Genomic DNA, 17492 nt, shown 5'->3' on the forward strand with positions numbered 1-17492 from the left:
CGGCCCGGTGGGGACCCGGTCGCGCTCAGTCGAGCAGTTCCGCCCGGGGCAGGGCCTGGAGGGCGAAGGGGTCGGTGACCCAGTCGTGGGCGTCGGGCAGCCAGTGCACCGCCGCCAGCATCGCGTCGGCCCAGGTGCCCAGCAGCTCGTCGAGACCCACGCGCCAGGAGTGCTGGTACCCCTCGCCGTCCTCGGACACCACGACCAGCTCGACGACGGTCCGGCTGGAGCCCAGGCGCACCGCGATGAGCTCCTCGTCGCGGGCGAACAGCGGCAGGAGCGCCGGCGGGGCGGCGAGACCCGGGCCCCGGCCGCTCGCGCGGCGGACGGCCTCGTCGAGGGTCAGGGGCACCCACCCGCCGGGACCGACGGTGGGGGCGCTGGTGCGGTAGGCCGTGCGCACCGGGTCCACCCCGTCGACGGCGCGCCACCAGGCCCGCGCCCCCCGCGGCATCAGCAGACCCAGCTGGCGCTCCACCGCGTCCAGCCGCGCCTCGTCGACGCCGGGACGCAGGTGGGCGGCGATGTCCGCGCCGCAGCGGGTCCACTGGGCCCGCAGGCGCTCGACGGTCCGCGTGACGCGGTCGGCCTCGGGGTCCGGCGCGGGGACGCGGGCCGCGGGGGCCGCGGCGGGGGCGCGGCGGGCGGCGCGGACCACGTGGTGGCGGTCGACGGGGGAGTTGGGTGTCACGGAACCTCCTAGGGCCCGCGGACTGCGCGGGGGAACGGGGCGGCGTCCACGGGACCGACGCCGGGCACACCGGTGGAATGAAGGTAGGCGATCACCGGGTGTCCCGCACCTCGGACGTCGCCCGGCCCCGCGCGGTTCCCCCCGGCCCCGCGCGGTCCCCTCAGGCCTGGAGCAGCACCCGGTCCAGGACCGCGTCGAACTGCCCGGCCACGGCCTGCGCCGGGCGGGTCCGCAGCGCGTGCAGCGGGACCCCGGCGCCCTGCGACTGCGGCACCGCCACCCGGTCCGGCACGGGCTCCAGCACCAGGTCGCCGAAGAGGGACTGCAGCTCCTCGTAGCGGAAGCGCTGCTCCCCCGAGCGCGGGACGAACCGGTTGACGAGGATCCCCACCACCCGCGGGGCGTTGCGCAGGGCCCGCACCTCGCGCAGCGTCCGGTCCACGGCGGCCACCGAGAACCGGCTCGCGTCGGACACCACGAGCACCGCGTCCGCCGCCCGCCAGGCGGACCGGGTGAGCCCGTTGAGGGAGGGCGGGGTGTCCAGCAGCGCGAGGTCGTGGTCGTCGAGCTTGCGCAGCGCGCGGCGCAGCGCCGTCAACGCCTCCTCGTCCGACCCGGGGGCGTCCAGGTCCGCGGAGGCGTCGGAACCGGTGAGGACGTCGAGCAGCCCGGGCTGGTCGTCGACCCAGCCGCTGGGGGCCACGGCGTCCTCGGCCACGCGGCGCTTCGGGGTCCGCAGCACCGCGGCCACGTCGTGCTCGCGCTGCGCGATGACGTCCAGGCCGGAAGTCGCGTCGGCCTGCGGGTCGAGGTCGACGACGAGGGTGCTGGTCCCGCGGTGCAGGGCGGCCGAGGCCAGTCCCAGGACGACGGAGGTCTTGCCCACCCCACCCTTGGCGCTGCAGACGGCGAGGCTGATCACGGCGCACAACCTATCCTCCCGGCCGCCTCGCCGAGGGTCCCGTACACTGGCGCCGCAGCAAGCACGGCCGTTCAGCTCGTGTGGGAGAGATCCGGGTCGGACCACGTCCGACCCGGGCGCCGAAGGGGCAACATCCCCGGAACCTCTCAGGCGGAAGGACCACACGGGATCAGGCCGGTCTGGAGCGCACCCGCGTCCACGGGTGGGTGACAGACGGGGAGGTCAGCACCACCCGTCGACCGCCGTCAGCGACCTCCGGAGCGCCCCATGACCTCGCCCACGCCCCTGCGCACCGAGCTGCCCGAGTTCGCCCCCGAACCCGCGGCCCTGCCCTTCAGCGCCCGCCACATCGGCCCCGACGCGGCCGCCGTCGCGCGGATGCTCCAGGTCGTCGGCCTCACCTCCACCGAGGAGCTCGTCGACCGCGCCGTGCCCGCCGGCATCCGCGACGGCGTCCTCGACCTCCCCGAGGCCCTCGACGAGACCTCCGTGACCGCCGCCCTGCGCGAGCTGGCCGGGCGCAACCGGGTCGTCCCCTCGATGATCGGCCTCGGGTACTTCGGCACCCGCACCCCGGCCGTCGTGCGGCGCAACGTCCTGGAGGACCCCTCCTGGTACACCGCCTACACGCCCTACCAGCCGGAGATCTCCCAGGGGCGCCTCGAGGCGCTGCTGAACTTCCAGACCGCTGTCACCGACCTCACCGGGCTCGACGTCGCCAACGCCTCGCTGCTCGACGAGGGGACCGCCGCCGCCGAGGCGATGACCCTGGCCCGCCGCACCTCCAAGGCGCCGCGCGGCGCGGTGTTCGCCGTCGACGCCGACGTCCTGCCCCAGACCCTCGCCGTGCTGCGCACCCGCGCCGTCCCCCTCGGCATCGACCTCGTCACCGTCGACCTCGACACCCCCGACCCGCTCTCGGTCGTGGGGGAGTGCGGGGTGTTCGGCGTCCTGCTGCAGTACCCCGGGACCTCCGGCCGGGTGCGCGACCTCGCCGCCGTCGTGGCCGACGCGCACGCCCGGGGGGCGCTCGCGATCACCGCGGCCGACCTGCTGGCGCTGACGCTGCTCGTCGCCCCGGGCGAGTTCGGCGCCGACGTCGCCGTCGGGTCCAGCCAGCGCTTCGGGGTCCCGATGGGCGCCGGCGGCCCGCACGCGGCGTACATGGCCGTCCGCAAGGGCATCGAGCGCTCGCTGCCCGGCCGCCTCGTCGGGGTGTCCGTCGACGCCGACGGCAACACCGCCTACCGCCTCGCGCTGCAGACCCGCGAGCAGCACATCCGCCGCGACAAGGCCACCTCCAACATCTGCACCGCGCAGGTCCTGCTGGCCGTGATGGCCGGCTGCTACGCCGTCTGGCACGGACCGGAGGGGCTGCGCGCCATCGCCTCCCAGGTCGCCCGCCGGGCCGCGGGGATCGCCGCCGCGCTGCGCGCCGGGGGCGTGGAGGTCGTGCACGACACCTTCTTCGACACCGTGCTGGCCCGGGTGCCGGGCCGGGCCGGCGACGTCGTCGCCGCCGCCCTGGCCGCCGGGGTGAACCTGCGCCTCGTCGACGCCGACCACGTGGGGCTCACCGTCGACGAGACGACGTCGGAGGCCCACGTCGCCGCCGCCCTGCGCGGGTTCGGGCTCGACCCCGTCGAGGCCACCGCCGACCCCGCGCTGCCCGCCGCCCTGCGCCGCACCTCGGACTTCCTCACGCACCCGGTGTTCAGCCGGCACCGCTCGGAGACGGCGATGCTGCGCTACCTGCGCCGGCTCTCCGACGCCGACTACGCCCTGGACCGCGGGGCCATCCCGCTGGGCTCCTGCACCATGAAGCTCAACGCCACGACCGAGCTCGAACCGGTCTCCTGGCCGGAGTTCGCCGACCTGCACCCCTACGCCCCGGCCGACCAGCTCGCCGGCACCGCGCAGCTCGTCGCCGACCTCGAGGGCTGGCTGGCCGAGGTCACCGGCTACGACGCGGTCTCGCTGCAGCCCAACGCCGGGTCGCAGGGGGAGTTCGCGGGCCTGCTCGCCATCCGCGCCTACCACCTGGCCCAGGGCCGGGGGGAGCGCACGGTCTGCCTCATCCCCAGCTCCGCGCACGGCACCAACGCCGCCAGCGCCGTCATGGCGGGGCTGCGGGTCGTGGTCGTGACGTGCGACGAGGGCGGCAACGTCGACCTCGACGACCTGCGGGCCAAGGTCGCCGAGCACGCCGACGACCTCGCTGCGCTCATGGTCACCTACCCCTCCACCCACGGGGTCTACGAGGAGTCCATCCGCGAGGTCTGCGGCCTCGTCCACGACGCCGGCGGTCAGGTCTACGTCGACGGCGCCAACCTCAACGCCCTCGTGGGCCTGGCCCGCCCCGGCAAGTTCGGGGCCGACGTCTCCCACCTGAACCTGCACAAGACGTTCTGCATCCCCCACGGCGGCGGCGGTCCCGGCGTCGGCCCGGTCGCGGTCCGCGAGCACCTCGCCCCGTTCCTGCCCTCCACCGCCCCCGGGGGCGACCTCGACGGGCGTGGCGTGGGCATGGTGTCGGCCGCGCCGTTCGGTTCCGCCGGCATCCTGCCCATCCCGTGGGCCTACCTGCGCCTCATGGGCCCCGACGGGCTGCGCGCCGCGACCGTCCAGGCCGTCCTGTCGGCCAACTACGTCGCCGCCCGCCTCGCCGACGCGTTCCCGGTGCTCTACCGCGGCCCCGGCGGGCTCGTCGCCCACGAGTGCATCCTCGACCTGCGCCCGATGACGAAGGCCACCGGCGTCACCGTCGACGACGTCGCCAAGCGCCTCGTCGACCACGGGTTCCACGCCCCGACGATGTCCTTCCCCGTCGCGGGCACCCTCATGGTCGAGCCCACCGAGAGCGAGGACCTCGCCGAGCTCGACCGCTTCTGCGACGCGATGCTCGCCATCGCCGCCGAGGTCCGGGAGATCGCCGACGGCCGCTGGGCCGTCGAGGACTCCCCGCTGCGGCACGCCCCGCACACCGCCGCCTCGCTCGTGGGGGAGTGGAACCACCCCTACACCCGCGAGGAGGCCGTGTACCCGAACGGGATGGACCCCCGCTCGAAGTACTGGCCCCCGGTGCGCCGCATCGACGGCGCCGCCGGGGACCGCAACCTCGTCTGCTCCTGCCCGCCGCTGTCGGAGTACTGAGGGGGCGGTCCCCGGCCGGGGACGAGGTGACCCGTGGGACGCGTACCGACCCTCCTCGTGGAGCACGCGGGGCTGGTCCCGGCGGCGCTGCTGCTGGTCGTCCTGGGCTGCGCGGGGGCGGGGTGGGTCGCGCGGGCCCGCCCGCGGGCGCTGCGGCGGCTGACGGGGCTGGCGCTGGTCCCGGTGCTGGGGCTGACGCTGGCCCCCGACGACCGCGGCCGGGTGCACGCCCGGTGCGAGGTCGCCTTCGCGCTGCCCTCGCCCGGCAGCGTCGAGCTGCTGGCCAACGTCGCGCTGTTCGTGCCGGTGGCGGTCTTCGCGGTGCTCCTGCTGCGGCGCCCGCTGCCGGTGGTCGCGGTCGGGTCGCTGCTCTCGGCGGGGATCGAGGGGGTGCAGGCGCTGGCCACGGGGCTGGGGCGCTCCTGCACGACGAACGACTGGGCGATGAACACGCTGGGCGCGGTCCTGGGGGTCGTCGCCGGGGTCGCGGTGCTGCGCGTTGGTAGGGTCGCGCCCGAGGGGTGATCACGATGGAGTTCCTGGACGCGTTGCTGGACCGCAGCTGGCTGCTGTGGGTCGCGGCGGCCCTGGTCCTGGGGATCCTCGAGATCACCGCGATCGACCTGGTGTTCGCCATGCTCGCCGGCGGGGCCCTGGCCGGGGCGCTCGCCGACGCGCTGGGGCTCGGCTTCGTGGGGCAGGTGCTGGTCGCGGCCGCCGTGGCAGGTCTGCTGATCGGGACCATCCGTCCCGTCCTGCTGCGCCGGCTGCGGATGCCGCCGCTGGGGACCACGAACTCGGCCGCGCTGGTGGGCCGGGCCGCGCTCGTGCTCCAGCCGGTCACGGTGCGCGGGGGTCTGGTGAAGCTGGTCGGGGAGACGTGGTCGGCGCGTTCGACCGGGCCGGCGTTCGCCGAGGGCGAGGACGTCGTCGTCACGGCCATCGACGGCGCCACCGCCGTCGTGGGGCCCCTCCCGGCCGAACCCGCCCAGCTCCCGGAGGAGAAGCCCTGATGGACAACGTCGTGACGCTGGTCGTCCTCGTCCTCGTCATCCTGTTCGTGGTGACGGTGATCATCCGGACGATCCGGATCGTCCCGCAGGCCACGGCCGTCATCGTCGAGCGCCTCGGCCGGTACTCCCGGACGCTGGAGGCGGGGCTGAACTTCCTCGTCCCCTTCATCGACAAGGTGCGCGCCAACGTGGACCTGCGCGAGCAGGTGGTCTCCTTCCCGCCGCAGCCGGTCATCACCTCCGACAACCTCGTCGTGAGCATCGACACCGTCATCTACTACCAGCCGACCGACCCGAAGTCGGCGACCTACGAGATCGCCAACTACATCCAGGGCATCGAGCAGCTCACCGTCACCACCCTGCGCAACGTCATCGGGTCCCTGGACCTCGAGCAGACCCTCACCAGCCGCGACCAGATCAACGGGCAGCTGCGCGGGGTCCTCGACGAGGCCACCGGCCGCTGGGGGATCCGCGTGAACCGCGTGGAGCTGAAGGCGATCGACCCGCCGGCCAGCGTGCAGGACTCGATGGAGAAGCAGATGCGCGCCGAGCGCGACAAGCGCGCGGCGATCCTCACCGCGGAGGGTTTCAAGCAGTCGCAGATCCTCACCGCCGAGGGCGAGAAGCAGTCCTCGATCCTGCGGGCCGAGGGGTCGGCGCAGGCGGCGATCCTGGAGTCGCAGGGGCAGGCCAAGGCCATCACCCAGGTGTTCGACGCCATCCACCGCGGCGACCCGGACCCGAAGCTGCTGGCCTACCAGTACCTGCAGACGCTGCCGAAGATCGCCGAGGGCAGCGCGAACAAGGTCTGGATCGTGCCGAGCGAGCTCAACGACGCCCTCAAGGGGTTCGGGTCGATGTTCGACGCCCACGGGGGCGGCTCCTCGGGGTCCGAGCGCACCCGGCGGCCGGAGCGCGAGAGCGCGCCGGCGCCGGAGACCGGTCTCGACGAGGTCGTCCTCGAGGACCCGGGCGAGGCGCTGAAGCGGGCGCGCGCGGAGGCCGCGGGAGCCGCGCGCGACGCGGAGGGCGTCACCCGCGACCTGCGGGGCACGGGGATGGACCCCGGCCCGCAGGCCTGACCCGCGCGGCGCCCCCGCCGGGGGAGGGCCGGTCACCGGCCCCCCTCACCTCGCCGCCGGGTGCACCGCCCGCCCGGGCCGGGGCCTGACCCGGACGTACCAGCGCCCGAACAGGGCGACGGCGGTGGCGACCTCGACGACGTCACCGCCGTAGGCGAGCAGCTGCGCGCCCGCGCCGCCGCCGCGGGCGTAGAGGAGCTTGGCCAGGACGTCGTGGGCGGCGAAGACGACGAGCAGGGCCGCGGCGCGGGGCAGGATCCCCGGCCGGTGCGGGACGGGGTCCGGCCCGACGAGGACGGCGCTGAACAACCACCCGGCGGCCACCATGTGCACCATCAGCAGCCCATGCAGCACCGGCGGGACCGGGACGAGGTAGTACACGTACAGGCCCCCCGCCTCCAGGGCGGTCGCCACCGGCAGGCGGGTCGCGAACCGCGCCCACCGGCTGTGCAGCACGACGAGCACCGCGGCGCGCACCCGCGCCGGGGCGGTGCGCAGCAGCAGGCTCACCGGGGCGGACAGGGCCAGCAGCAGCGGCGCCAGCATCGTCACCAGCAGGTGCACGACCGTGTCGTCGACGGCCCCGCGCACCGGCCACAGCCCCGCCCCCGCCACCGCGGCGACGGCGCCGACGGCCGCCGCGGAACGCCCCACCGGCCAGCGGTCCCCGCGCCGGTGCAGGCGCGACTCCGCCCCGAGGTACCCCGCCAGGAGGACGGCCGCCGCGCTCAGCAGCAGCCAGCCGGGGATCACCGCGCGCGCCGGCGCCCGGCCAGCAGGACCACCGTCCCCGCGACCACGCCGGCGGCCCCGGCCAGGTTCCAGGCCAGGTCGTAGGGCAGGAGGTCCACGCCGTAGCGGACCTGGTGCAGCCCGAGCACCTTGTGCTGGACCAGCCCGTCGTAGAGCTGGAACCCGCCCCACCCCAGCAGGGCGCCGCCCACCACCCGGGAGCGGACGCTCGCGCGCCGCCGCTGCAGGTCCGCGAAGAGGAACAGCCCCGCGACGATCGCCAGCCAGCTGAAGGCGTGGAACCAGCCGTCGGAGACCAGCCCCGCCGTCGACGTCGAGCGGTCGTAGAAGTGGTGCCAGTGCAGGATCTGGTGGAACACCACCTCGTCGACGAACCCGGCGACGCCGACGCCGATGAGCAGCCCGGCGCCCAGGGACCGGCGGGGCAGGTCAGGCACCCGGACGTCCCAGCACCTCGCGCACCGCCAGCCGGCGCAGGTGCTCGATCTCGGCGCGCTGGCTCTCCGCCCGCTGCGCGAGCTCCTCGAACACGTCGGGGTCCAGGCGCTCGTCGGTGAGGGCCACCTCGCGCAGGGTGCGCCACAGGGCCGCCTTGCCCTCCACCCCCAGGACCAGCGCTTCCAGCTCGACGACGGTGCGCAGCGGGGAGGGCCGCACGAGACGGCCGTTGGGCTTCAGCGCCCCCACCGCCTCCCCGGCCCGCGCCGCGAGCTGCAGCGGCCACTGCCGGCTCACGCCCAGCACCCGCATCCAGCGCACCAGCTGCCGGCGGTCCTCCACGACCTCCTGGTGCAGCCGGGTGAGCACCTCGCCGACCTCGGAGCCCCGGTGCGCCTGCGCGGAGCGCGCGAACCGGGCCGCCCCGGCCGACGAACCGGCCAGGTGGTCGTTGAGGTACACCGTCAGGTAGCGCTGTCGTTCGTGATCGTCCACACCGGAGGAGTACCCGGTCCCCGCAGCGGGTAACCACACCAGGTGGACCCCCGACCCCTGTCCCTGACCTTCATCGGCACCGCCACCGTCCTGCTGCGCTGGGGCGAGCTGACGCTGCTGACCGACCCGAACTTCCTGCACCGCGGTCAGCTCGCCTACCTGGGCAAGGGGCTGGTCTCGCGCCGGCTCACCGAACCGGCGCTCGCGGTGGAGGACCTGCCGCCGCTGAGCGGGGTGGTCCTCTCCCACCTGCACGGGGACCACTTCGACCGGGTCGCCCGGCGCGGGCTGGACCGCTCCGTCCCGCTGCTGACGACACCGCACGCCCAGCGCCGCCTGGTGGGGCGCCACGGGTTCCGCGACGTGACGGGGCTGCGCACCTGGCAGGCGCGGACCCTGGTGGCGGGCGGGGACCAGGTCCGCGTCACCGCCGTCCCGGGCCGGCACGCCCCGGGTCCCTTCCAGGCCCTGCTGCCGCCGGTCATGGGCAGCGTGCTGGAGTTCGGCGAGGTCGGCGGGCCGGTGCAGCGGACGGTCTACCTGTCCGGGGACACCCTCGACGTCCCGGAGCTGCGGGAGGTCCCGGCCCGCTACCCGAGCGTCGACGTCGCCGTGCTGCACCTGGGCGGCACGACGCTGCCCGGTGGGCTGGTGGTCACCCTGGACGCGGTCGCGGGGGCCGACGTGCTGGAGCTGATCGACCCGGCGGCGGCGGTGCCGGTCCACTACGACGACTACGGCGTCTTCCGGTCCCCGCTGGCGGACTTCCGCGCCGAGGTCGACCGCCGCGGGCTGAGCGGGGTCGTCCGCTACGTGGGGCGGGGGGAGACCGCGCAGTTCTGACGTGCCGGGGGGAGCGTCCGGCGCCACAGTGGGTCCGTGCCGCCGGACGCGCAGGAGGACCTCGCCGCCCAGGACCTGCCCGAGCGCTCCCCGGGCACCCGGCGCTGGTTGTTCGCCGACCAGCTCGGCCCGCACTTCCTCGACGCCCCCGACCAGCCGGTGCTGCTGCTGGAGTCCACCGACGTGTTCCGCCGGGGCCGCTTCCACCGCCGCAAGGCGCACCTGATCCTCTCCGCCCTGCGCCACCGCGCCGCGGAGCTGGGTGAGCAGGCCGTGTTCGTGCAGGCCCCCACCTACCGCGAGGGTCTCGCCGCGTGCGGGGAGGCGGTCAGCGTCTGCGACCCGACCTCCTACCCGGCGCGGCGCTTCGTCCGCCGCCTGCCCGGGGTGGAGGTCCTGGCCTCGCGCGGGTTCGTGGTCTCCGAGCGCCAGTTCCGCGGCTGGGCGGAGCGCCGCGGCGGGAAGCGGCTGCTCATGGAGGACTTCTACCGCGACGTGCGCCGCTTCCACGGGCTGCTGATGGACGGCGCCGAACCGGTGGGGGGCACCTGGAACTACGACCACGAGAACCGCAGTGGTCCGCCCCGCCAGGAGAAGCTGGACCTCGCCGAGCCCCGCTGGCCGGTGGAGGACGACATCGACGCCGAGGTCCGCGCCGACCTCGACCGGTGGGAGCGCGACGACGGGGTCGAGTTCACCGGCTCCGACGGCCCGCGGCGCTTCGCGGTCACCCGGCGCGAGGCGCTCGGCGTGCTGCGCCGGTTCCTCGACGAGCGGCTGGAGCAGTTCGGGACGTACGAGGACGCGATGCTCGCCGGGGACCCGTGGATGGCGCACTCGCTGCTGTCCGCCCCGCAGAACCTCGGTCTGCTGGACCCGCTGGAGATCGCCCGGCGGGCCGAGGAGCACGGCCGCGCGCACGGGGTGAGGCTGGCCTCGGTGGAGGGCTTCGTCCGCCAGGTCGTCGGCTGGCGCTCCTACACCTGGCACCTGTACTGGCACCTGGGGGAGGGCTACAAGCAGCGCAACGCACTGGGCTCGGAGCGGACGATCCCGGACTGGTTCGGCGACCTCGACGCCGACGCCGTCGAGGCGAACTGCCTGCGCCACGTCCTGGGGCAGGTCCGCGACGAGGGGTGGACCCACCACATCCCCCGGCTGATGGTGCTGGGCAACTGGGGGCTGCAGCGCGGGTACCGCCCCGCGGAGCTCGCCGACTGGTTCTGGCGCAACTTCGTCGACGGCTACGACTGGGTCATGACCACCAACGTCGTGGGGATGTCCCAGCACGCCGACGGCGGGGTGCTGGCCACGAAGCCCTACGTCTCCGGCGGGGCCTACATCGACCGGATGAGCGACTTCTGCGGGGGCTGCCGCTACGACCCGAAGGTGCGGGTGGGGGAGGACGCCTGCCCGTTCACGGCCGGGTACTGGAACTTCCTCGCCGGCCACCGGGAGGAGCTGGAGGGCAACCGGCGCATGACCCAGGCGCTGCGGGGCCTGGACCGGCTGCGCGACCTCGACGGCGTGCTGCACCAGGAGGCCGAGAGGGGAGACGGTGCCCCGTGACCGATGTCCAGGGGGCGACGCGGCTGCTCGCGAGGTCCCCGTACGTGCTGCTGACGACGTTCGGCCGCGACGGCCGCCTCGTCCCCACCCCGGTGTGGGTGGCGCCCCTGGACGGGGGGCGGCTGGTGCTCGTCACCCAGGACACGACGGGGAAGGTGAAGCGGGTGCGGCGGGAACCGCGGGTGCTGCTCGCCCCGTGCAGCGTCCGGGGCCGGCCGCACGGACGGCCCGTGGACGCCACCGCCGAACTGCTGCCGGAGGCCGACGTCGCCGCCGCGGAACACGCCCTGACCGTGAAGTACGGCCTGCGGTTCCGGGCCTTCGACGCGGTCGAGGGCCTGCTGCAGCGGTCCGGGCGGGTGGCCGGGCGCCGGGTCGCGGTGGCCCTGACCGTCACCGGCTGAGACCCGGCGCCGCCCCCGTGGGGGCGGCCCTCAGGCGGCGGTCGCCACCCGGACCTGGCGCTTCACCCGGGCCAGCATCCCCGTCATGCCGCGCATGCGCAGCGGGCTCACGGCCTGCTCCAGGCCGAGCCGGTGGCACACGTCGGCCGGCAGGTCCAGCACGACGGCCGCGGGCAGCCCCTCCAGCCCCTCCTGCAGGACCCCGGCGAAACCGCGGGTCGTGGGGGCCTCCGGGGGTGCGGAGACGTGCAGGTGCACGGCCTGCGCGTCGTCGACCTCGACGGTGATGAACACCGGCGACTGGCACTCGTCGACGCGTTCCATCTTCTCCGGCTGCCCCTCGAACCGCGGCGGCAGCGGCCGCAGCCCCTGGCTGAACTCCAGCAGCAGCTGCAGCCGCTCGCGGTCGGGCAGGGCCTGGAAGTCCTCGACGATCTCGGCCATCGCCGGCGGCAGGCCCGCGGTGGGGTCGGCGCTGAGGTCGTCGGTCACCGCAGCGACCCCTTCTCGGGCCCCTTGACGATCGGCGCGCGCACGGCGTTGCCCCACTCCGTCCAGGACCCGTCGTAGTTGCGGACCTGCTCGAAGCCCAGCAGCTGCGACAGCACGAACCAGGTGTGGCTGGAGCGCTCCCCGATGCGGCAGTAGGCGATCACGTCGTCGTCGGGGGAGAGGCCCTTCTCGTCCTGGTAGATCGCCTCCAGCTCGGCGCGGGGCTTGAACGTCCCGTCCTCGGCGGCGGCGCGCGCCCACGGCACGCTGTCCGCCCCGGGGATGTGACCGCCGCGCACGGTGCCCTCGTCGGGGTAGTCGGGCATGTGGGTGCGCTCGCCGGTGTACTCCTGCGGGGAGCGCACGTCGACGAGCTTGGGGTCCGGCCCGGCCAGGTGGGCGAGCACGTCCTCCTTGAACGCGCGGACCGCGGCGTCGCGGCGCTCGACGACGGGGTACTCGGTGACCGGGCGCTGCGGGGCCTCGGTGGTGGTCTCGCGGCCCTCGGCGATCCACTTGGCGCGCCCGCCGTCGAGGAGGCGGACGTCGGGGTGGCCGAAGAGGGTGAAGACCCACAGCGCGTAGGCGGCCCACCAGTTGTTCTTGTCGCCGTAGATGACGACGGTGTCCTCGCGGGAGATGCCCTTGGCGGCCATCAGCGCGGCGAAACCGGCGCCGTCGACGTAGTCGCGGGTCACGGGGTCGTTGAGCTCGGTGTGCCAGTCGACCTTCACCGAGCCCGGCACGTGACCGGTGTCCCAGAGCAGGACGTCCTCGTCGCTCTCGACCACCACGAGACCGGGCTCGCCCAGGTGCTGCGCGAGCCAGCCGGTCGTGACGAGCTTCTCGGGGTGGGCGTACGCGGCGAGCTTCTCGTCGGTGTCCCAGGGCAGCGTGCTCACGGTGCTTCCTCCAGCGGTCGTCGTGGGAGCAGCAACACCACGCACCCCGTGGTCGTTCCCGCTGGTCGCGATCCTGCCAGACCCGCCCGGCGCGGATCCCCCTCCCTCACTACTGTGAGGCCCTGTGACCAGCCCTCAGACGCGCTCCGCCGGTGAACTGGACTCCCTGGCCGACCGCAACCCGCGGGTGCCCCCGCAGCAGCTGGTCGCCGAGCTGGTCCCCCCGCCGCGCTTCTCCGACGTGCGCTTCGCCAGCTACGTCCCCTCGCCCGAGCACCCCAGCCAGGCGCAGGCCGTCGCGGGCATGAGCGCGTTCGGGGGCAGGGTCCTCGAGGGCGGGGGCGCCCGGGGCGGGCTGGCGGGGCTGTTCAAGCGGCGGGCCGCCCCGGCGGGGGCGCCGGGGATCTACCTCGACGGCGGGTTCGGCGTCGGCAAGACGCACCTGCTGTCCTCGCTGTACCACCAGGTCGTCACCGAGGGGGGCCGCTCGGCGGCCTACGGCACCTTCGTGGAGTACACCAACCTCGTCGGCGCCCTCGGCTTCCTGCCCGCCGTCGACGCGCTGGCCCCGAACGCGCTGGTCTGCATCGACGAGTTCGAGCTCGACGACCCCGGCGACACCGTGCTGATGTCGCGGCTCATGCGCGAGCTCGTCGACCGCGGGGTGAAGCTCGCCGCGACCTCCAACACCCTCCCCGGCGCGCTGGGGGAGGGGCGCTTCGCCGCGCAGGACTTCCAGCGCGAGATCCAGGCCCTGGCCGGCCAGTTCGACGTGCAGCGCGTCGACGGGGAGGACTACCGCCACCGGGGTCTGCAGCCCGCTCCGGCCCCGCTGCCCGACGAGGAGGTGGAGCGCGTCGCGGCCGCCCGCGCGGGAGCCACCTTCGACGACTTCCCCGCCGTCCTGGCCCACCTGGCCGAGGTCCACCCCAGCCGCTACGGCGCGATGGTGGGGTCCACCACCGCCGTCTGCCTGCGCGGGGTGAGCACCGTGGCCGACCAGATGGTCGGGTTGCGCCTCGTCGTCCTCGCCGACCGGCTCTACGACCGCGACATCCCCGTCGTCGCCTCCGGGGTGCCCTTCGACGCGGTGTTCACCGACGAGCTGCTGAACGGCGGGTACCGCAAGAAGTACCTGCGCGCGGTGTCGCGGCTGTCAGCCCTGGCCCGCGAGGGCGCGGCGCTGCGCGGCTGAACGGCGCCACCACACCAGCGCGCCGGCCCACACCAGCAGGAACAGCCCCGCCACCCCGTAGCCGACGTGCTCGGTGTCCAGCCCCGCGATCCACGTCGTCACCCCGTCGGCCAGGCCCAGCTCCTCGTGGGCCACCCCCACGAGCTGGATCGTGCCGATGACCAGCGCCACCGCCACCGAGATGCCCGTCACCACCCCGTTGTAGGCCAGCCGCCGCAACGGGTTGGCCAGCGCCCAGTCGTAGGCCAGGTTCATGAAGGCCCCGTCCAGGGTGTCGAACAGGCTCATCCCCGCGGTGAACAGCACCGGCAGCACCAGCACCGCGTACCAGGGCAGGGTGACCGCCGCGGTGCCCGCCAGGACGAGCAGCGCCACCTCGGTGGCGGTGTCGAAACCCAGGCCCATGAGCAGCCCCGCCGGGTAGATCTGGCGGGGGGAGCGGATGCGCGCGGTGAAGCGGGCCAGCACCCGCGCCACCGCCCCCTCCAGCACCAGGCGCTGCTGCAGCGCCGCGTCGTCCAGCTCCCCGCGCCGGCGCATCCGCGCCGTGCGCACGATCCCCAGCAGCGCGGCGAGGTTCACCAGCCCGATCACCCAGAGGAAGACCCCCGCCGCGCTGGTCCCGAAGACGCCCAGCGCGTCGTGCGCGGTGGTGCCCTCGGTCACCAGCCCCGAGGCGAACCGGGCCCCGGTCGCCACGACGAGGGCCATGGCGAAGACCACCGAGGAGTGCCCCAGGGAGAACCAGAACCCCACCGACAGCGGCCGCAGGCCGTCGCCGGTGAGCTTGCGGGTGGTGCCGTCGATGACGGCGATGTGGTCGGCGTCGAAGGCGTGCCGGACCCCGAAGACGTAGGCCGTCAGCCCCAGCCCCCACCCGAACACCTGCTCGCCGACGCTGAACTCGTGGGGGACGACGAAGAGGCCCAGCACGCCCCAGCCCACCACGTGCAGCGCCGCGACGACCCCCAGCAACCGCAGCAGGCGACGGGTGTCGGCTCGGTCCCAGGCGCGTCCCGCGGCACGGGACGGCTCGGACAGGACGGACCCGGTGGTCATGGTGGCTCCTCGCTTGTTGCAAGTCACTGGCAACAAGCGGGGAGCCTACCGGGGCCGCGGGACCGGGCTCAGTCCCACTCGGTGGGCAGCGCGGGGTCGCGGTGGTGGGCCAGCAGCCGCTCCAGCTCCCAGCGGCTGATCCGCTGCCGCGACAGCTCCGGCAGCTCGTCGAGGCCGAACCACCCCACGTCGAGGGTCTCCAGCTCCTCGGGCCGGCCGCGCTCACCCACCACCCGGCACAGGAAGTACAGGTGGAACACGCTCACCGGCATGGGCGGCTGCTTGCCGCGGGCGTCGCGCTCCCACACCCCCACCACCTTGACCACCTCGACGGGGTAGCCGGTCTCCTCCCGCACCTCCCGCACCGCCGCCTCCGCGGGCCGGTCGCCGGGATCGACCCACCCGCCCGGCAGCGACCACGCCCCGTCGCTGCGCTCGCGGAGCAGGAGGAAGCGCTCCCGCCCGTCCAGCACCCCGGCCCGGACGTCGACCTTGGGGGTGGCGTAGCCCACGTCGGTGTCCAGCACGGCCCGCAGGACCTCGCGCGGGGACGTCGAGACGGCGGCGAGCAGGTCCGCGGCCAGCTCGGTGAGCTCGCGGTAGCGGGCGGCGTCGTAGTCCTTCGTCGCGTCGCCCACCGCGTAGGTCAGGCCGTCCTGGGCCAGGGCGGCGATGCGGACGGCCGCCCGCCGCACCCGGTCCACGGGGTCGCCGCTCACGCCCCGGCGACCCGCACCACCACCACGGCGTCCCCCGCGGTGCGCACGCCCTCACCCAGCAGCTCCGCGGCCGGTCCGTCGCCGAACTGCGCGACCACCTCCACCGGCGCCCCCTCCACGTCGACGTCGGCGCCGCCGCCCAGGGTCACCACGACGCGGTGGTCCCCGCGGTGCAGCACCAGGGCGTTGCCCGCGACGTCCACGCGGACCTCGCGCAGGTCCGCGTCGGCGAAGGCGGGGACGGTGCGCCGCAGCGACGTCAACGTCCGGTACCAGTCCAGCACCCGGGCGTGCTCGGGGGCGGACACCTCCTCCCACCGCAGCACCGAGGCGTCCTTGGTCGCCGGGTCCTGCGGGTCCGGCACGTCCTCGGCGTCCCAGCCGTGCTGGCCGAACTCCGAGCGCCGGCCGGTGCTGACGGCCTTCCCCAGCTCCGGGTCGGGGAAGGAGGTGAAGAACTGCCACTTCGTCGAGGCGTTCCACTCCTCGCCCATGAACACCATGGGCGTGAAGGGGCCCAGCAGGTACAGCGCCGCACCCGCCGCCTGGGCGGTGGGGGAGAGCAGGTGGCCGATGCGGTCCCCGACCGCGCGGTTGCCGACCTGGTCGTGGGTCTGCAGGTACCCCAGGAACGCCGTCCCGGGGACCTTCGAGCGGTCGACCCGCTTGCCCCAGACCTCCCCGCGGAAGGTGGAGAACCGCTCGGCGTGGAAGAACGCCTCCTCGAAGGTCGTCTTCACGACCTCGGCGTCGCCGAAGTCGGCGTAGTAGCCCTGTCGCTCCCCCGTGAGCCACGCGTGCAGCGCGTGGTGCACGTCGTCGTCCCACTGCGCGGTCATCCCGCGCCCGCCCTCGGCGGTGGGGGTCACCATGGCCGCGTCGTTGAGGTCGGACTCCGCCACCAGCGACAGCGGCCGTCCCAGCTCCCGCGACAGCGCCGCGGTCTCGTCGGCCAGCTGGGCCAGGACGTGCACCTCGGAGTCGTCGACCAGGGCGTGCACCGCGTCCAGGCGCAGCGCGTCGACGTGGAAGTCGCGGAACCAGCGCAGGGCGTTGTCGACGATCCAGCGCCGCACCTCCACCGAGCCGGCGTCGTCGAGGTTCACCGCCGCGCCCCAGGGGGTGTCGTGCTTGTCGGTGAAGTACGGCCCGAACTCGCCCAGGTAGTTGCCGCTGGGACCGAGGTGGTTGTAGACGCAGTCCAGCGCGACGGCCAGGCCCCGGGCGTGGCAGGCGTCGACGAACGCGGCGAGACCCTCCGGGCCGCCGTACTCGTGCTGCACGGCGTAGGGCGCGACGCCGTCGTAGCCCCAGTTCCACGGGCCGTCCCACGCCGACACCGGGAGCACCTCCACGACGTCCACGCCGAGGTCGACGAGGTGGTCCAGCTTCCCCGCCGCCGCGGCGAAGGTGCCCTCGGGGGTGAAGGTCCCCACGTGCAGCTCGTAGAACACCGCACCGCGCGCGTCGCGCCCGGCCCACTCCCCGTCGGTCCAGGAGAACGTCGACGGGTCGACGACGGCGCTCGCCGCGTGAACCCCCTCGGGCTGCCACCCGCTGCGGGGGTCCGGCCGGGGATCGCCGCCGTCGACCGCGAAGGCGTAGCGGGTCCCGTGCGAACCCTCGGCCTCCGCCGTCCACCACCCCTCGCGCGGGGAACCGGTGCGCCGCATGGGCACCGGCTCCCCGTCCAGGACCAGATCAACCTGCTGCGCCTGCGGCGCCCACACCCCGAACTCCATGAGCACAGAGTGTCGGAGGT

18 protein-coding genes and 1 riboswitch are annotated in these 17492 nt (G+C 74.8%); of the genes, 8 read left to right on the plus strand and 10 right to left on the minus strand.

Annotated features, from left to right (window positions below; all coding sequences use genetic code 11):
• Nucleotides 1-25: 25 nt before the first annotated feature.
• Complete coding sequence (locus tag KRAD_RS18555; protein WP_012087193.1) at nucleotides 26-691, minus strand: SMI1/KNR4 family protein; 666 nt, start codon at nucleotides 689-691, stop codon at nucleotides 26-28.
• Between the two features lie 160 nt (nucleotides 692-851).
• A complete protein-coding gene (locus KRAD_RS18560; RefSeq protein WP_041292205.1) occupies nucleotides 852-1613 on the minus strand; it encodes a ParA family protein in 762 nt (253 codons plus the stop codon).
• Between the two features lie 71 nt (nucleotides 1614-1684).
• A riboswitch (glycine riboswitch) is annotated at nucleotides 1685-1785 on the plus strand.
• A gap of 95 nt (nucleotides 1786-1880) precedes the next feature.
• Between KRAD_RS18560 and gcvP the strand changes: the two genes are divergently transcribed.
• Genes gcvP through KRAD_RS18580 form a run of 4 tightly spaced genes read left to right on the plus strand, consistent with a single transcriptional unit; the run spans nucleotide 1881 to nucleotide 6861 of the window.
• On the plus strand, nucleotides 1881-4766 hold the full coding sequence (gene gcvP / locus KRAD_RS18565; protein WP_012087195.1) for an aminomethyl-transferring glycine dehydrogenase: 2886 nt from the start codon (nucleotides 1881-1883) through the stop codon (nucleotides 4764-4766).
• 33 nt (nucleotides 4767-4799) lie between these two features.
• Complete coding sequence (locus KRAD_RS18570; protein WP_012087196.1) at nucleotides 4800-5291, plus strand: VanZ family protein; 492 nt, start codon at nucleotides 4800-4802, stop codon at nucleotides 5289-5291.
• A 5-nt stretch (nucleotides 5292-5296) separates the two neighbouring features.
• Complete coding sequence (locus KRAD_RS18575) at nucleotides 5297-5779, plus strand: NfeD family protein (protein WP_012087197.1); 483 nt, start codon at nucleotides 5297-5299, stop codon at nucleotides 5777-5779.
• A complete protein-coding gene (locus KRAD_RS18580; protein ID WP_012087198.1) occupies nucleotides 5779-6861 on the plus strand; it encodes an SPFH domain-containing protein in 1083 nt (360 codons plus the stop codon). Before KRAD_RS18575 ends, KRAD_RS18580 begins: the two co-directional genes overlap by 1 nt.
• Before the next feature lie 45 nt (nucleotides 6862-6906).
• Here KRAD_RS18580 and KRAD_RS18585 read toward each other — a convergent pair whose 3' ends face one another.
• From KRAD_RS18585 to KRAD_RS18595, 3 genes are read right to left on the minus strand one after another with little or no spacing between them, the layout of a single operon-like run.
• Nucleotides 6907-7614: a cytochrome c oxidase assembly protein gene (locus KRAD_RS18585; protein WP_012087199.1), complete on the minus strand. Its 708-nt coding sequence runs from the start codon at nucleotides 7612-7614 to the stop codon at nucleotides 6907-6909.
• A complete protein-coding gene (locus KRAD_RS18590; RefSeq protein WP_012087200.1) occupies nucleotides 7611-8051 on the minus strand; it encodes a DUF2243 domain-containing protein in 441 nt (146 codons plus the stop codon). Before KRAD_RS18590 ends, KRAD_RS18585 begins: the two co-directional genes overlap by 4 nt.
• A complete protein-coding gene (locus KRAD_RS18595; protein WP_012087201.1) occupies nucleotides 8044-8547 on the minus strand; it encodes a hypothetical protein in 504 nt (167 codons plus the stop codon). Before KRAD_RS18595 ends, KRAD_RS18590 begins: the two co-directional genes overlap by 8 nt.
• A 42-nt stretch (nucleotides 8548-8589) precedes the next feature.
• On the opposite strand from KRAD_RS18595, the gene KRAD_RS18600 reads away from it, so the two are divergent.
• Genes KRAD_RS18600 through KRAD_RS18610 form a run of 3 tightly spaced genes read left to right on the plus strand, consistent with a single transcriptional unit; the run spans nucleotide 8590 to nucleotide 11363 of the window.
• Nucleotides 8590-9390: an MBL fold metallo-hydrolase gene (locus KRAD_RS18600; RefSeq protein WP_012087202.1), complete on the plus strand. Its 801-nt coding sequence runs from the start codon at nucleotides 8590-8592 to the stop codon at nucleotides 9388-9390.
• 36 nt (nucleotides 9391-9426) lie between these two features.
• Complete coding sequence (locus KRAD_RS18605; protein WP_012087203.1) at nucleotides 9427-10959, plus strand: cryptochrome/photolyase family protein; 1533 nt, start codon at nucleotides 9427-9429, stop codon at nucleotides 10957-10959.
• Nucleotides 10956-11363, plus strand: coding sequence for a PPOX class F420-dependent oxidoreductase (locus KRAD_RS18610; RefSeq protein WP_012087204.1), 408 nt, complete (start codon nucleotides 10956-10958; stop codon nucleotides 11361-11363). The genes KRAD_RS18605 and KRAD_RS18610 overlap by 4 nt, the downstream gene beginning before the upstream one ends.
• 30 nt (nucleotides 11364-11393) lie before the next feature.
• On the opposite strand, the gene KRAD_RS18615 is transcribed toward KRAD_RS18610, so the two are convergent.
• Together KRAD_RS18615 and KRAD_RS18620 are read right to left on the minus strand one after the other, a co-directional pair.
• A complete protein-coding gene (locus tag KRAD_RS18615) occupies nucleotides 11394-11855 on the minus strand; it encodes a SufE family protein (protein WP_012087205.1) in 462 nt (153 codons plus the stop codon).
• A complete protein-coding gene (locus KRAD_RS18620; RefSeq protein WP_012087206.1) occupies nucleotides 11852-12757 on the minus strand; it encodes a sulfurtransferase in 906 nt (301 codons plus the stop codon). The genes KRAD_RS18615 and KRAD_RS18620 overlap by 4 nt, the downstream gene beginning before the upstream one ends.
• A gap of 124 nt (nucleotides 12758-12881) precedes the next feature.
• Here KRAD_RS18620 and zapE point away from each other — a divergent pair, with 124 nt between their 5' ends.
• Nucleotides 12882-13952, plus strand: coding sequence for a cell division protein ZapE (gene zapE, locus KRAD_RS18625; protein ID WP_012087207.1), 1071 nt, complete (start codon nucleotides 12882-12884; stop codon nucleotides 13950-13952).
• Here zapE and KRAD_RS18630 read toward each other — a convergent pair.
• From KRAD_RS18630 to treZ, 3 genes are all read right to left on the minus strand, one after another.
• Complete coding sequence (locus tag KRAD_RS18630; RefSeq protein WP_012087208.1) at nucleotides 13914-15011, minus strand: HoxN/HupN/NixA family nickel/cobalt transporter; 1098 nt, start codon at nucleotides 15009-15011, stop codon at nucleotides 13914-13916. The genes zapE and KRAD_RS18630 overlap by 39 nt on opposite strands.
• 68 nt (nucleotides 15012-15079) lie before the next feature.
• A complete protein-coding gene (locus tag KRAD_RS18635) occupies nucleotides 15080-15730 on the minus strand; it encodes an NUDIX hydrolase N-terminal domain-containing protein (protein ID WP_012087209.1) in 651 nt (216 codons plus the stop codon).
• Nucleotides 15727-17472: a malto-oligosyltrehalose trehalohydrolase gene (gene treZ / locus KRAD_RS18640; RefSeq protein ID WP_041293512.1), complete on the minus strand. Its 1746-nt coding sequence runs from the start codon at nucleotides 17470-17472 to the stop codon at nucleotides 15727-15729. Before treZ ends, KRAD_RS18635 begins: the two co-directional genes overlap by 4 nt.
• Between the last annotated feature and the right edge of the window lie 20 nt (nucleotides 17473-17492).

The sequence above is a fragment of the Kineococcus radiotolerans SRS30216 = ATCC BAA-149 genome, from assembly GCF_000017305.1.
Lineage (GTDB): Bacteria > Actinomycetota > Actinomycetes > Actinomycetales > Kineococcaceae > Kineococcus > Kineococcus radiotolerans.